At 34.8% G+C, this 16,167-nt stretch carries 15 protein-coding genes; 3 read left to right on the top strand and 12 right to left on the bottom strand.

The genetic code is table 11. From position 1 onward, the window contains the following. Window positions 1–19: 19 nt before the first annotated feature. Complete coding sequence (locus C1724_RS11115) at window positions 20–262, bottom strand: DUF896 domain-containing protein (protein WP_102346849.1); 243 nt, start codon at window positions 260–262, stop codon at window positions 20–22. A 174-nt stretch (window positions 263–436) separates the two neighbouring features. Here C1724_RS11115 and lexA point away from each other — a divergent pair, with 174 nt between their 5' ends. Beyond that, window positions 437–1,060, top strand: coding sequence for a transcriptional repressor LexA (lexA, locus tag C1724_RS11120; protein ID WP_102346850.1), 624 nt, complete (start codon window positions 437–439; stop codon window positions 1,058–1,060). Window positions 1,061–1,772: 712 nt separating this feature from the next. Here the strand turns inward: lexA and C1724_RS11125 are convergent. Next, window positions 1,773–1,985 (bottom strand): hypothetical protein, encoded by a 213-nt coding sequence (locus C1724_RS11125; protein ID WP_102346851.1) that lies wholly within the window; start codon window positions 1,983–1,985, stop codon window positions 1,773–1,775. Between the two features lie 138 nt (window positions 1,986–2,123). Between C1724_RS11125 and C1724_RS11130 the strand changes: the two genes are divergently transcribed. Then, window positions 2,124–2,474, top strand: coding sequence for a YolD-like family protein (locus tag C1724_RS11130; protein ID WP_102346852.1), 351 nt, complete (start codon window positions 2,124–2,126; stop codon window positions 2,472–2,474). A 72-nt stretch (window positions 2,475–2,546) separates the two neighbouring features. Here C1724_RS11130 and glnA read toward each other — a convergent pair whose 3' ends face one another. The 4 genes from glnA to hflX all read right to left on the bottom strand — a co-directional run bounded on the left by glnA (window position 2,547) and on the right by hflX (window position 7,077). Beyond that, window positions 2,547–3,881, bottom strand: coding sequence for a type I glutamate--ammonia ligase (glnA, locus tag C1724_RS11135; RefSeq protein WP_102346853.1), 1,335 nt, complete (start codon window positions 3,879–3,881; stop codon window positions 2,547–2,549). 65 nt (window positions 3,882–3,946) lie between these two features. Further along, entirely contained in the window at window positions 3,947–4,348 is a 402-nt protein-coding gene (locus C1724_RS11140) for a MerR family transcriptional regulator (RefSeq protein ID WP_102346854.1), read from the bottom strand. A 173-nt stretch (window positions 4,349–4,521) separates the two neighbouring features. After that, the gene (locus C1724_RS11145; protein WP_102346855.1) at window positions 4,522–5,799 is read right to left on the bottom strand and encodes a methionine gamma-lyase family protein; all 1,278 of its coding nucleotides are present in this window, start codon (window positions 5,797–5,799) and stop codon (window positions 4,522–4,524) included. 12 nt (window positions 5,800–5,811) lie between these two features. Next, a complete protein-coding gene (gene hflX / locus C1724_RS11150) occupies window positions 5,812–7,077 on the bottom strand; it encodes a GTPase HflX (RefSeq protein WP_102346856.1) in 1,266 nt (421 codons plus the stop codon). Between the two features lie 174 nt (window positions 7,078–7,251). On the opposite strand from hflX, the gene C1724_RS11155 reads away from it, so the two are divergent. Continuing rightward, window positions 7,252–7,866 (top strand): trimeric intracellular cation channel family protein, encoded by a 615-nt coding sequence (locus tag C1724_RS11155; RefSeq protein WP_102346857.1) that lies wholly within the window; start codon window positions 7,252–7,254, stop codon window positions 7,864–7,866. A gap of 147 nt (window positions 7,867–8,013) precedes the next feature. Here C1724_RS11155 and spoVK read toward each other — a convergent pair whose 3' ends face one another. The 6 genes from spoVK to C1724_RS11185 form a co-directional block, all read right to left on the bottom strand. Beyond that, window positions 8,014–8,964, bottom strand: a complete 951-nt coding sequence (gene spoVK, locus C1724_RS11160) for a stage V sporulation protein K (protein ID WP_102346858.1) — start codon at window positions 8,962–8,964, stop codon at window positions 8,014–8,016. A 323-nt stretch (window positions 8,965–9,287) separates the two neighbouring features. Beyond that, complete coding sequence (hfq, locus tag C1724_RS11165) at window positions 9,288–9,524, bottom strand: RNA chaperone Hfq (protein ID WP_102346859.1); 237 nt, start codon at window positions 9,522–9,524, stop codon at window positions 9,288–9,290. 31 nt (window positions 9,525–9,555) lie between these two features. Next, window positions 9,556–10,518, bottom strand: coding sequence for a tRNA (adenosine(37)-N6)-dimethylallyltransferase MiaA (gene miaA, locus C1724_RS11170; RefSeq protein WP_102346860.1), 963 nt, complete (start codon window positions 10,516–10,518; stop codon window positions 9,556–9,558). A 171-nt stretch (window positions 10,519–10,689) separates the two neighbouring features. Continuing rightward, a complete protein-coding gene (mutL, locus tag C1724_RS11175) occupies window positions 10,690–12,594 on the bottom strand; it encodes a DNA mismatch repair endonuclease MutL (RefSeq protein WP_102346861.1) in 1,905 nt (634 codons plus the stop codon). A 15-nt stretch (window positions 12,595–12,609) separates the two neighbouring features. Further along, complete coding sequence (mutS, locus tag C1724_RS11180) at window positions 12,610–15,216, bottom strand: DNA mismatch repair protein MutS (protein WP_102346862.1); 2,607 nt, start codon at window positions 15,214–15,216, stop codon at window positions 12,610–12,612. Window positions 15,217–15,446: 230 nt separating this feature from the next. Next, window positions 15,447–16,001, bottom strand: a complete 555-nt coding sequence (locus C1724_RS11185; RefSeq protein ID WP_102346863.1) for an outer spore coat protein CotE — start codon at window positions 15,999–16,001, stop codon at window positions 15,447–15,449. Window positions 16,002–16,167: the final 166 nt, after the last annotated feature.

The raw sequence follows: 16,167 nt of genomic DNA on the forward strand, positions 1-16,167 counted from the left end.
ACGCTAGTTAATAGGAAAATTAATGTACCAATGGATTATTTTTTCTATTTTTACTTTCTTTTAACTTTTTAGGTGTTACATCTTTTCCTTCTGGGTCTATTACTTTAACTGAATGTAAAGTATTTTCCATAGATTTACGAAACGTTTTAATATATTCCTCTCTTAATTCTTTTTGTTCCGCTGTTTCTTCAGCTGTTAACCCTTCCAGTTTTGCCTTTTTTGATAAAGTGTTAATTCTACTTATCTTATCCTTTGATAACAATTCAATGCCTCCCTTTCTTTAATCCTCCACTATTTTTACTATAATTTCTTAAATATGTCCAGAAAAGCTATTGTCTCAATCATTTCAAATAGATTTTCGAACTTATGTTTGCGAATACTTACCAATTTTGATATAATTCTATTAATATATGGAAAACAAAATTGAGGTGTAACTATGACAAAAATCTCCAAGCGGCAAAACGATATCCTAGAATTTATTAAACAACAAGTACAACTAAAGGGCTATCCACCTTCTGTTCGGGAAATTGGTGAAGCGGTTGGCTTAGCTTCAAGTTCGACTGTTCATGGTCATTTAGCTAGACTTGAAAAAAAAGGGCTGATTAGGAGAGACCCAACTAAACCTCGTGCAATCGAAATATTAACGAATGATGATACTGATAGTATTCCCAAAAGTGAAACTATAAATGTCCCGGTTATCGGAAAAGTAACAGCCGGAATTCCTATCACTGCAATAGAAAACGTTGAAGATTATATACCTCTGCCAGATCGATTAATACCCTCTGATGGAAATGTGTTTATCTTGATAATTGAAGGCGAAAGCATGATCGAAGCAGGTATTTTGGATGGGGATATGGTGATCGTACGTCAACAGCAAACAGCCACTAATGGCGATATTGTTGTAGCAATGACAGAGGACGATGAAGCAACAGTTAAGCGGTTCTTTAAAGAAAAGGACTACATTCGACTTCAGCCAGAGAACTCAAGCATGGAGCCAATTATTCTTCAAAACGTTACCATTTTAGGAAAAGTAATCGGATTATATAGAAATTTACTATAATATTTAACATAAACCGAGAGAGTTATTCACCTAATAGGTTTACTTCAGAGGTGCAAACATTGTAAAACACATAGGAAAGCGCACTTGAATTCACTTTATAATTCACAGTGCGTTTTTTATTGATTTATAAACATTTTGGCGAATTTTAATAACTTATCGTCTGTAAATCACAGGGTATGAAATAAATATTGGAGGGTGCTTGATTTTGAGATTTAGTATGTAGATTATAATTGAGTAACCAGAGTTAGTAATAATAAGCGGAGATTTTTCGGTTAAACAGCAGGATAGAGCTTGGTTTGGGGTATATAAGCGGAGATTTTCCGATTAAGCAAAGCAAAGGTACCCATTTTTACGTTTTTCGAGTAAATTGGCGGAATCTTTCCGTCTATTTAAGCTATTTTCAGTGCCATTTCCTAATTAAGCGAAATTTCTCCGCTTATATATCAAACTCGCTTTGGCATCTAATGAAATTGGACAACTTACGGGTGGTTTCGGGGAAAAATGAAAAGTAAAAAGGGATTAGAGATATTGCATCTCTAATCCCTTTTTACTGTGAGGTTCATGTGATTTGCTAATTTGATTCGGTCTACGATTTACCGTTTTGCACCTCACAAGTAAACCGTTAGTTATTCACCTCCCTCGGTTTTTATTTATGTCGCTTATTTTCATCAAATATTTGCAGTAAAACTACTATAAAGATTTGATTCCTTATCTAACATACCTTTTTTTGATAAGGCAGCACTGCTAAAATATTTTCTATTTTAAATATTCTTATTCGCTTTCTAAGATAGCAAAAAGATTTAATGTTGTTTTCAGTAATTGCCTTTACATATATTATCCTTTGGGAAATAACTCCATTTTTGGTCACATAGATTATTTCAACTAGCGTATGATCTTTTAAAGCGTTCTTTAAAATTTTTAACATTTTAATACGCCTCCTTTCTTTACATTATATGCGAACATGTGTTTTAATATCAATATAAACGAGAATATTTGTTCTTATAAATCATAACCACACTGCTCAGCAATTTTATATTTTTTATCATTTAAAGGAGGCTATATCATGATTAAAGATCGTGGTACAATGAAATGGACTGCTATGATGTTACCCGAACATACTCAAGTATTGAGAGACATATGGCAAAGCGATCAGAAGGTTACCAAACCACTCTTAGATGAACAAGAGCTTGAAGAGATTAATCTTCAGTTGATGGAAGCGCTGAATTTTAATTTGGAAGTGACTCTTTCTTATTATGCCAACGGCTATATAAATACATCTGTAGGAATTATTCAATCAGTCAATACAAATAGCCAAGAAATTAAAATAGAAGATACTGCTAAAAAAATTTCTCATATTAAATTTGATGCAGTTACAAACATTAAAGTCCACAAAAGCTCCCAATCTTTAGATTGATAGCTTTGACATAGTACTTAAAACATCAACCAAAAAAACCTTGATACTAAATGTATCAAGGTTTTTCCCTTATTAATAAACTGACATATATTGTTCTCTTTCCCAAGGATGTACAGTTGTACGGAACATATCCCACTCGATTTCTTTTGCTTCAATAAAATGTTCAGCAATATGTTCACCAAGAGCAGCCATTATTACCTCATTTGATTTAAGCTTATCCAGTGCAACAGCTAATGTTGCCGGTAGATCAGTTATACCATGCTCTAGTCGTTCTTGCTTGTTCATCACATAAATGTTACGATCTACAGCTTTTGGAGCAACTAGTTTATTTTCAATTCCATCTAAACCAGCAGCAAGGATTACTGATAATGCTAAGTATGGGTTTGCAGCAGGGTCTACACTACGAACCTCAACACGTGTACTTAATCCCCTAGCAGATGGAATACGAACTAACGGACTTCTATTTTTCGCAGACCATGCCACATAGCAAGGTGCCTCATAACCAGGAACAAGACGTTTATATGAGTTAACTGTTGGGTTGCAAATTGCAGTAAATGATTCTGCGTGTTTCATTATACCAGCAATAAATTGGTATGCTATTTCACTTAATTGCAGCGGTCCATCTGGATCAAAAAATGAATTTTCCGAACCTCTGAATAGTGAAACATTACAGTGCATACCAGAACCACTAATGCCAAATAAAGGTTTCGGCATAAATGTAGCATGCAAACCATGCTTACGAGCAATTGTTTTTACTACAAGCTTAAATGTTTGAATATCATCGGCAGCTTTAACTACGTCAGCATATTTGAAATCAATTTCGTGCTGACCGGGTGCTACCTCGTGGTGAGACGCTTCAATGTCAAAGCCCATTTCTTCGAGCTCTAACACGATATCACGACGACAGTTTTCACCAAGGTCAGTTGGCGCTAAATCAAAGTAACCACCTTTATCGTTTAATTCAAGTGATGGTTCGCCTTTTTCATCTACTTTGAACAAAAAGAACTCTGGTTCTGGCCCTAAGTTAAATGAAGTAAAGCCCAATTCTTCCATACGCTTAAGCTGACGCTTTAAGTTACCACGAGGGTCACCAGCAAATGGAGTTCCATCAGTATTGTAAATATCACAAATTAAACGAGCAACTTTACCCTTTTCAGCAGTCCAAGGGAAAACAACCCATGTATCTAAATCAGGATATAAATACATGTCTGATTCTTCGATACGTACAAATCCTTCGATAGAAGAACCATCGAACATCATTTGATTGTTTAGCGCTTTATCTAATTGACCGATTGGAATTTCTACGTTTTTAATAATTCCTAATAAATCGGTAAATTGCAAGCGAATGAATCTTACGTTTTGTTCTTTTGCCATTTGTTTAATATCTTCTTTTGAGTATTTTGCCATAGCTGTTAGTCCTCCCCAATTCTTTAAATGTTTTTTCTATTATAAATTAAAAGTAGAAACGAAAATTAATGGAAAAACCTTGATAAATCACCTTGACGCGCAGATGTTTTATTAAACCTTCCGGCATCGATTAATTCCTTCCGCAACAAACGTCGTAATTCAGCATCTGAAAGTTCTTGTTTGACGTCACTAACCGGTTCAGTTTGTTCGCGAAATACTTGTTCAGTTTGCACTGAAAAAATCTGTTTAATACCGGCTAAATTGACACCTTGTTCAATTAACTTCTTTATCTCTAGCAAACGATCAACATCGTTAAAAGAAAACATTCTGCGATTCCCTTCCGTTCTCGCCGGGTTAATTAATTCATTTTCTTCATAATAACGGATTTGTCGTGCTGACAACTCGGTAAGTTGTTTGACGATCCCAATCGGGAATAATGGCATAGTGCGACGAATATTGTCACCCAAAACCTTTCCCCCTTCCGTAAACTATTTAGATTTTTTATATTTGTCTATCTATTTATTATATTACTATTTGTTAAGTTTAGTGTCAATATGATGTTATGTAATTTAACATGGATTTCACTAAAAAGTTTTTAGTACGCTTTATTACTTAACTCGACAACAACTGACAGCTGATTTTACTGGTCTGATAATTGAACGAGCCCATTTTCATGCAAATGCTTGACAGCAGTTATGATTGCAATTTTTACATGTTCATAGGTAAGACCTCCCTGAACATAAACTTCATAAGGTGGGCGCATTGGTCCATCTGCAGTTAATTCAATACTAGCTCCTTGAATGAAGGTACCAGCAGCCATGATTACATCATCTTCATAACCTGGCATATAGCTTGGCATTGGTTTAACATGCGAGTTAACAGGTGAAGCATATTGAATCGCTTGACAGAAAGCAATCATCATTTCTCTATTATTAAATTGAACGGATTGTACAAGATCCGTCCTTGTTTGATTCCAGCCAGGGTATGTAACAAAACCTAGTTTACTTAAAAATGCAGATGTAAAAATAGCACCTTTTACAGCCTGTCCAACAATATGAGGAGCTAGAAAAAAACCTTGAAACATTTCATGTAAACTATATAATGATGCACCCGCTTCCCTGCCAATCCCCGGTGCAGTCAAGCGATATGCACATTGTTCAACTAAGTCTTCTTTTCCTACAATGTAGCCACCTGTCTTTACAAGGCCACCGCCAGGATTTTTAATTAGTGAACCAGCAACTAAATCAGCACCTACATGGCAAGGTTCCAATTCTTCAACAAATTCTCCGTAGCAATTATCTACAAACACTATAACGTCAGATTTACATTCTTTTACAAAAGTAATCATGTCTTTTATTTGTTGTATTGTAAACGACGGTCTAGAAGAATAGCCTTTTGATCTTTGAATACCAATTACCTTTGTATTTGGCTTTATAGCATTTTGAACACGGTTATAATCAACCGCTCCATCTTCAGTTAAGGGAATTGATTCATACCCTATATTAAACTCTCGAAGTGAACCATTTTTATTTCCACGTATTCCTACGATCTCTTCGAGAGTATCATAAGGTCGACCTGTTATGTATAGCAGTTCATCACCAGGGCGCAATACGCCAAAAAGTGATACCGAAATGGCATGGGTACCGGAAATAATTTGCGGTCTAACTAGACCTGCTTCCGCACCAAACACATATGCATAGACTTTTTCAAGTGTATCGCGACCAGTATCATCATAGCCATAGCCTGTTGATGGGGTAAAATGAAAATCGCTCACTTGGTGCTTGCGAAACCCCGCTAATACTCGAAATTGATTTTTTTCTGTAATTTCATCCACAGCTTGATGTAGAGGCTTAATCATGACCTCTACATCGTTTACAACTGTACTTATTTGTTTTCCATACCCAAATTCTCCGTACATGCGATAGCTCCTTTAATGAGTAAAAAATTCTTTTGCTTCATAATATAGAGGCAAATTTGGATTAATAAATCCTTTGCATTCATACATCTCTTTTTCTTCATTGTAATGTTGTTCAACTAAAATTGTTTCAGATTTCAACTGCGCTAATATCCTGCCATCTTGACCAGGAATAAAAAAATGGTAGTATTCCATTTGCTCAATGACCTTTTTTTCAATTCTATTTAATAAGTCGGCAAGATCATTTTTCTCATACGCACTGATTAATACCATTTCATTAGATGAGGGTACAAAATGATTTGAAACTAAATCACGTTTATTATATACAGTTAATATCGGTATTTCTTGGATATCCAAATCTTCTAGGATTCGGTAGACTGTTTTTTCATGGTTGAAATAATCGGGATTGGATGCGTCTACAACATGCAATATTAAATCTGCCTCTCTAACTTCTTCAAGTGTTGACCGAAAGGCAGCAATCAAAGAAGTTGGTAAATCTTCAATAAACCCAACTGTATCTGTTAGAAGAGTCGTTAATCCACAAGGCAATAACAATTTTCTGGTCATCGGATCAAGCGTTGCAAACAGTAAATTTTCTTCGAACGATGTTTCTTCTGTTAATCGATTAAAAATCGTTGATTTTCCAGCATTTGTATAACCTACAAGTGAAATTTGAAAAGTTTGATTTTTTTTCCGTCGTTCACGATAACGATTTCGGTGTTCTACAATCGTTTGCAATTGTGCCTTGATTTCATCAATACGACGGCGGATATGACGACGATCTGATTCAAGTTGGGTTTCACCAGGTCCCCTCGTACCAATCCCTCCACCTAGACGAGATAAAGCAATACCTTGACCCCCAATACGAGGTAGCAAATATTGGTATTGAGCTAATTCAACCTGTAATTTTCCTTCTTTTGATTTTGCTCTTGACGCAAATATATCAAGTATCAATTGTGTGCGGTCAATTACTCTTGCTTTAAACTTTGCGGATAAGTTTCGGTTCTGTGATGGAGAAAGTTCGTCATTAAAAATGATCACATCAATATCAAGCTCTTCTTCAAGCTTACTCATTTCTTCTAATTTCCCTTTTCCAATATAAGTAGCAGAATGGACTTGATTCCTTTTTTGCGACAACGTGAGCATCACTTCACCATTAGCCGTTTTAGTTAATGATGCTAATTCATCCATCGAATAAAGAAATCTCTCTTCGTCCATGTAAGGCAATTGACATCCTACTAATAATGCACGTTCTTCTGTATTTTGACTTGTTTCGATCAAGATTTGTCCCTACCTTTTATTAATTTCTTTTACTATAACAAAGTAAAGGAATTATTTCATTATTTCTTTTTCTTCTTGCTAAAAACATGGTGTACAATTAAAATTCTTTATATGTTAGTCATATTGTTTAACAGTTTTTAATATTTATGAATTTTTTTTGGGGTGGATGACAACATGATGTGGGACGTATTCAATGTTATTGGTACGATTGCCTTTGCCTTAAGTGGAGCGATGGTAGCATTGAGCGAAGAATGTGATTATGATTTATTTGGAGTTTATTTTTTAGGGTTTACCTGTGCTTTCGGGGGTGGGACCATTAGGAACCTTCTAATTGGGGTGCCTGTCGAAAAGATTTGGGAACAAAGTTCACTGTTTATTATTGCTTTTATTGCGATATCCTTATTGTTCTTTTTTCCTGCTCACTTGAGTAGGCATTTTAACAAATGGGGGAATTTGGTTGATGCTGTGGGTTTAGGCGCCTTTGCTATTCAAGGAGCATTGTATGCAAAAGAGATGGGGCATCCACTAAGTGCCATTATTGTCGCAGCCCTTTTGACCGGTTGCGGGGGTGGAATTATTAGAGATTTATTAGCAGGAAGGAAACCATTGGTCTTCCGCGATGAATTATATGCTAGTTGGACAATCGTAACCGCTGTTGCAATTAGCTATAATGTAGTGGTTACGGATATGGAATTATACGGACTATTTATGGTCGTTACTGTGCTTAGACTATTATCATTACGTTTTCAATGGAGGTTACCAAAAGCAAGAATCAATGTCCAGGCATAATTAGAGAAATCTTAACACCATATATAATAGTCTCTTCAACACATATGGGTCTAGCGCTTCAGGAAATCGCAGCTTAATAACCGACTTGTCGATTATTATGTTTGCTATTATTACCAGAAGTGCTGACCCTTAGTCATTATCATTAATTTAGTCATCTGTAAATACTAAATCTTGACTTTGAATCGTTTGTAATTGCTCCCGTTCAAAGGAATCATTTACCAGCAATCTCATTGCTTGCGCTCGAACAGATTTTTCAATAACATTGCGAATATATCTTCCATTACTAAAAACATGCGAAGACTTCGTATATTTTACTTTTTGAAGCTGATCTTTTAATTTCCATTCCGCTTCTTTAGATAAAACATATTGTTGCTCAGAAACCATTTTAGTAGCAATCTGCATAAGTTGGTCAACAGTATAATCAGGGAAATCAACAATAATCGGAAAACGTGACCGAAGACCTGGATTTAAAGAAAGGAAATGTTCCATTTCTTTGTCATATCCAGCTAAAATCAAAATAAATTCATTTCCTTTATCTTCCATTTGTTTTACCAATGTGTCAATCGCTTCTTTTCCAAAATCCTTTTCGCCACCACGAGCTAACGAATAGGCTTCATCTACAAATAAAATACCTCCCAATGCTTTCTTAACAAGATCTCTCGTCTTTTGTGCAGTATGACCTATATATTCTCCGACCAAATCTGCCCTCTCAGCTTCTATTAAATGACCTTTTGACAAAACATTCATTTCTTTAAAAAGATTGGCAAGCAAACGTGCAACCGTTGTTTTTCCGGTGCCTGGATTCCCTTTAAACATCATATGGAGTACTTGGCTACCGACTTTTAATCCTTGCTGTTCACGTATTTTATTGATATAAATCCATGCATAAACCTCTTTAATGATTTTCTTTAATTCACCCATTCCAACTAGGGTACTCATTTCTTCCTCGATTTTCTTTAACGGTTCATGTTTCGTATGAATTTCTTCTGACTCTTGTTCAACAGATTTATTGATTGTAGATACTTTGATTTTCTTTTGCTCGCCATTTAAAACAATATTAATTTGACCATTTTTCTTTAAGGTTACCGGTTGCTCCATTTGAGTCACCTCTCATTCATTGTTTAGTATACGTGAGAGGCCAAAATAATGTGACAAACGCCTATTTTATCCCTTGGATAAATGATTTAATTTCGAATGGAAATGAATTTTAATCAGAAAAATACTTCTTAGTCTAACTTTATGCGAGCTTTTAATTTTTATCCTAGAATATATATAAAATTTTGTTAGCTGTTTTTGTCGTAATTTGCGGTTTCCCAAGAAATATTATGATTTGTGGAACTCAGTAGTATGTTCGTAAAGTTGCTCGGCATTTTAAAAAATAAAAATAGGACCATCCTAGGGTCCCATTTTATGTTAGATTATTAAGAGTTATTACCTTCTAAGTCAATTTTGATTGTTTTTTGCGGCGCAAAAGTAGAAATTGCATGCTTATAAATCATTTGTTGCTTACCATCTGTATCTAACAATACTGTAAAATTATCGAAAGCTTTAATTAAACCACGTAATTGAAAACCGTTCAATAAATATACAGTTACAAAGACATTTTCTTTTCGGAGTTGATTTAAAAATTGATCTTGAATATTAATAGATTGTTTCATAAGACAGTCCTCCTCTTTTTCTCTATTATATCTATTTCGCCCTAAGCTGAAGCTTTCCTGCTATTTCTGATAAAATTTCTTGTATCTTTTCTTGAAATTTCTCCGAACTACTTACCGCGCTTGACATATCAAACCAGCTTACATTCATTTTGTTTCGAAACCAGGTAAGCTGCCTTTTTGCATATCTTCGTGAATTTCGTTTCAACAGCTCAATGGATTCCTCTAACGGTATTCGTCCATCAAAATAGTCATAAATCTCTTTATACCCTATTGCTTGAGTGGATTGACAATTTCTAAAGTTTGCATCGTATAATTTCTTTACTTCAGCGATTAATCCCTGATCTATCATTTGGTCTACTCTTTTATTAATACGATCATAGAGAAGTGTACGCTCCATTGTTAAGCCAATAATAATGTAATGATAAGGAGATTCTAGAAGTTGTTTATCCTGGTATTCGGTCAAAGTTAATCCCGTTTCATGGTATACCTCTAAAGCTCTAATCACCCGTCTCGTATTATTAGGATGAATCTTTCTTGCACTATCTGGGTCAACTTTTTCAAGTTCTTTATAAACAGCATCTATTCCTTCTTCACTTATGCGTTTTTCCATTTGCTCTCTATATTGCTTATTAGAGGCAGTATCTGAAAAATTATAATCAAAAAGAACAGATTGAATATAAAGACCAGTACCACCTACAATAATTGGTATTTTTCCTCGTTTAGTTATGTCCTCTATTAGATCTGTAACTAAAGCTTGAAATTCTGCTACTGAAAAAGTCTCATTAGGATCTTTGATATCAATTAAATGATGTGGAATTCCTTCCATTTCCTCTTTGGTAACTTTCGCTGTGCCTATATCCATGCCTCGATAAATTTGCATTGAATCTCCACTAATCACTTCCCCATCTAATACTTTTGCTAATTCAATACCTGTTTTTGTTTTTCCAACGGCCGTTGGACCAATAATCGTAATTACTTTTGTTTTTGTCTTCATATAAGGTCACCTTAATAAATGGATTCCTTTTCATAATAAACAATTGTTGACATATATACAAATTTTCATTCAACATTTGGAAGTAATCTTTTTTCATTTAATATTATTTTTCATAATAAAAAGGACACAAGCCGTGTGTCCTTTTTGATATAGGTTATTTATACGCTTTGTCTACATGACCCTTTTAAAAAGCTTTTCCATTTCATAGGTTGAGAAATGCACAATAATGGGTCTACCGTGCGGGCATGTAAACGGATCAGTAGTTGTTCTTAATGTCTCTAATAGCGTAAAAATCTCATCGTTTCGAAGATGGCGATTTGCTTTTATCGATGCCTTACATGACATCATGATCGCTGCTTCTTCCCGTAATTCTTTTATACTTATTTTTTTCTTATTTATCACTTGTTGGATGATTTCTTCAATAATTTCTTGCTCGCTGCCATTAGGAAACCACTGTGGATGCGAACGGACGATATAGCTTTGAGAACCAAAAGACTCTAAAAAGATTCCGACTTCTTCTAATACGTTCATATGCTCTTCAATAATTAGACATTCATTTTTCGTATATTCTAATGTAAGCGGCAGTAACATTTCTTGCACTTCAGGTTCTATTTCACCAACTTTTTCCCGAAAAAATTCATATTTAATTCGCTCTTGTGCAGCATGCTGGTCAACTATAAATAAACCTCTATCATTTTGTGCAAGTATATATGTTCCATGCATTTGACCAATTGGATATAGCGGCGGAATTCTTTCCTCAGCTTTTAGTGGTTGTTCAACACTCTCCACTATTTCATTATCATCAATAAATGCATTTTCTAAATGACTATCATTTTGTTTTTCAGGGGGATTGTCAATAACTTGAACAACGCTATGCTTTTCTATATATGGTTGTACCGTTTCAAACATATCAACATCAGTACTTTCTTCAACCTCATATTGTTTTTCATCAGTATCTAAAGCAAATAATGATTGTTTATTCTGTTTTGGTTGATCGGCTAGCTCTGTTAACCTATGCTCAAATACTAATTGTTGTTGGTCACTAATAGGTTTCTGCGTCTTTTCCTGTTTTTTCACTTCTGGAATTAATCTTTCTTGTCTAAATGTTTTACGTATGCCTTCTGTTATTAGTTCGCTTAATTCCATTTCTTTGCTCAAACGAACCTCAAGTTTCGATGGATGAACGTTTACATCTACTAGTAAAGGGTCCATCGTAATGTTTATATAAACAATCGGAAATCGTCCAATTGGCAATAATGTATGATAACCTGCTTGAATTGCCTTTGATAATGCATAATTTTTTATATATCTGCCATTAATAATTGTTGAAATATAATTCCTCGATGCGCGTGTTATCTCTGGACGTGCAATCCAACCATTTATTTCGTAATCAATCGTTTGAAATTTGATTGGAACCATCTGCTTAGCAATAGAAAGTCCATATATTGAAGCAATCACCTGTCGCACATCGCCATTTCCACTTGTGAAAAATAGGCGTTTTCCATTATGTGTTAATTGAAACGAAATTTCTGGATGTGCTAATGAAATTCGATTCAAATAATCCGTAATGTTACCTAATTCAGTATGAATTGTTTTCATATACTTTAGGCGAGCAGGCGTATTAAAAAATAAATTTTTAACGGTAATGTCAGTTCCTTTACGACTATTAGTTGCTTGATGACCTTCGAGTTTCCCGCCATTTAGATGAACAAACGTTCCTGCACCTTTCCCTGTACAAGTTTTTAATTCAAGCTCGGAAACAGAGGCAATACTAGGTAGCGCCTCACCTCTAAATCCTAACGTTCGGATCCGAAATAAATCATTCTCATTTTTTATTTTGCTAGTTGCATGTCTTTCAAAAGCTAATAAACAATCATCTATTTCGATGCCATCACCATTATCAACAATACGGATTTCAGATAAACCGGCTTCCTTTACATGCACTTCAATTCTTGTACTATTGGCATCAATTGAATTTTCCACTAACTCCTTGACTACGGACGCAGGGCGTTCAATAACTTCCCCCGCAGCAATCTTATTTGATAAATGATCTTCTAATTGAATAATTTTACCCACATGATCACCTTTGCTTTATGATTTAACAATCTTCTGTAATTTATATAATTCATTCATTGTGTCTAGTGGAGTCATTTCTAAAAGGTCTATAGATTTCAACTTTTCAATTACTTCTTTTTCAGCCTTATTTAAACTAGATGTATCACTGGGTGATTCACGTTTAGTTTTTTCTGCAACAAAAAATGTGAGTTGTTCATTCTCCACAACAGGAGCTACATTTTCTTGAGAAGAATTCTGTGTTGCTTGTTCTTCAAGCTTTTGTAAAATCTCTTTTGCTCGTTGAATTAATTGATCTGGCAACTCCGCAAGTTCTGCAACATGAATGCCATAGCTTTTATCCGCAGCACCTTCTTCAACCTTATGAAGAAATACTACTCTACCATTTTCTTCAATTGCACGAACATGCACATTTTTCAACTGATTTAATGAATTTTCTAATTGTGTCAGCTCATGATAATGAGTAGAAAATAACGTCTTTGCCCCAATCTCATTATGAATATATTCAATGATAGCGTGAGCTAAAGCCATGCCATCATATGTTGATGTACCACGGCCAATCTCATCTAATAAAATTAAGCTATTTTGCGTTGCCTTCGTAAGTGCATTTTTAGCTTCTAACATTTCCACCATAAACGTACTTTGACCAGAAACTAAATCATCAGCCGCACCTATTCTAGTAAACACCTGATCGAAAATTGGTATAATCGCTTCGGTGGCCGGTACATAACAGCCGATTTGAGCCAAAATTGCAGTAAGGGCAATCTGTCTCATATAAGTGCTTTTACCTGACATATTTGGTCCAGTAATTAATAACATTTCCCGTTCCTGGTTCATATAACAATCATTTGCAACGTAATCCTGAGAGTTTAGTACTTTCTCAACAACTGGATGTCGGCCATCTTTAATCCATATTTTTCGCTCATTTGAAAATGAAGGTTTTGTATATTGATACTGTTCACTAACTTGTGCAAAGCTTTGAAGTACATCTAATTCACTAATAATTTTTGCTAGCGATTGTAATCTAGGTATATACTCTTTTACTTTCTCGCGTATTTCAACAAATAAACTATACTCAAGATCCATTATTTTTTCTTCTGCTTCAAGAATAATAGATTCTGTTTCCTTCAATTCAGGCGTAATAAACCGCTCTGCATTCGCTAACGTTTGCTTTCTTTCATATCGCCCTTCTGGTAGTTGTTGTAAATTTGCTTTCGTAATCTCGATATAATAACCGAATATCCGGTTATAACCGATTTTAAGAGATTTAATACCGGTTTCTTGTTTTTCTTTTGCTTCTAACTGGGCGATCCACGTTTTACCGTTCGATACTGCATCACGATATGAATCTAGTGTCTGATGATATCCATCTCTTATGATATCCCCCTCTTTAATGGATAAAGGCGGGTCTTCTTTGAGTCCATTCTCTAATAAACTACAAAGAGTTTCACATAAATCAATGTCCTGGATGAGATTTGTACAGTCTGAAGACTCCAGCTTACTTATAATCTCAACGAGTGTAGGTATTTGTTGTAGTGATTTCTTTAACTGGATAAGATCACGCGCATTTACATTCCCATATGCAACCCGTCCAGATAAACGTTCTAAATCATACACTTGTTTTAAAGTCTCACGAAGTTCTTCACGTTCAATAAATTGGTTTAATAATGTTTCTACCATATTTAGCCGATATTCTATATGTGCTTGCTTTATTAATGGACGTTCAATCCATTGTTTTAATCTTCTTCCACCCATTGCTGTAACTGTTTGATCAAGCAACCATAAAAAAGACCCTTTTTTCCCTTTTGTACGGATTGTTTCAACTAGTTCAAGATTTCTCTTTGAATGTATATCTAACTTCATATATTCATCAATTTCATAAAATACTGCTGGCTGCAAATGATCTAGTGATCGTTTTTGTGTCTTAAGTAAATAGTGGAGCAAACGACCAAACGTTTGTCTCAACTTAGTTTGTTCGAGGTTTTGTACGGTATGCTCTAATCCATCAGGTATTACTGTATCGTCCTCAATCGAAATCGTTACATTTACACGATCCTTAAGTTCTTGGATTTGTTCATTTGTTATCTCTGCTGAGGACAGTACAATTTCTTTGGAACCAAGTGTATATACCTCTCCAATCACATCCAGCCAATCTCCTGTTATCAATGTAACTTGGCTTTCACCTGTTGTTAAATCGGTATAAGCTAGTCCGAAAGATCGATCTTTAAAATCAGCTATTGTTGCAATATAATTATTTTCTTTTTCCTCAAGGATTTTACCCTGCATGACTGTTCCTGGTGTAATTAGTTGGACAACTTCACGACGAACTACACCTTTAGCTTGCTTGGGGTCCTCTACTTGTTCACAAATCGCAACTTTATAGCCCTTTTCTACTAATTGATTAATATAATTTTCAGCAGAGTGGTGCGGTACTCCACACATTGGAATTCGTTCTGTAGACCCTCCATCTCTACTTGTTAATGTTATCTCTAATTCCTGCGATGCATTTATTGCATCATCAAAGAACAGTTCATAAAAATCACCTAAACGAAAAAATAAAAAGGCATCTTTGTATTGTGCCTTTACGGATAAGTATTGCTGTATCATTGGCGTATATTGTGCCATATATAAATCCTCCATCTATTATGCATATACAAAGTCTAAATTCCTCATGTTTCATATAGATAAATTATATCATTAGAAAAACAATCATTTCATTAATAAAACTAAATTGTTATATTTTTGTTATAGGTAAAAAGGAAGTTCTTCAAGCAAATCACTAATTTGGAAATTAAACACAATATGAGTATGTAAAATGGAGCACAAAAAAACTAGGAAGTTCTCAACTTCCTAGTTTACTCTTCTTCTCCAGCCACTAAAAAGTCTGGATTTAGGTCTTCAAATTCATCGTCACATATTTCCTCGATCTCTTCTTCACAAACACCTGGGTAAACTTTAACACACACTTTTGTTTCCCCAATAACCTCTGCGATGAATTCTCGCTCAACTTGGACGACTACTTTATTTCCATTTGGTGAAATGGAACATTCTAAGCAATTTGGTTGTTGCACTACGCGTGCAATAACTTCTAAATCATCACTCACGCAGTTTTCATCTCTTGATGATAAGCGAACAACATCTTTATAATGTACAGTTTCAGTTGCGACTTCTGTCTTTGTATTGTCACTAAAAGAATACCATACGTTAATGTCGTAGCACCCTTCAATTTCTACACAATCTCCTACCTTCTTAGCATCATATTCATGGTTAATAATCCAACAACCTAGAATACTAGTAGGTCTGTGAGAAGGTGAAATTGTGTGTGTACATTGAGTAAACTTTCGTCCTTTACCGATTACTGCTTTTGTGATTATCTCTCTAAATTGAAAATCATGCTCTTTATTTTTCATATGAGCACTACCTCCTCATTCTTATCTTCCATTTCATCCTATGCAGGGCGAATGACTAGTGTGCAAAAAAATCTTTTTACAATTCATGTTGGCCGTTACTTCATTCTATGCACAGGTACAGAGATATGTGCCCATTTTCAATTTATTTTTATTGAGACAACCTTTT

The sequence above is a fragment of the Bacillus sp. Marseille-P3661 genome (genome assembly GCF_900240995.1).
GTDB lineage: Bacteria > Bacillota > Bacilli > Bacillales > Bacillaceae_J > OESV01.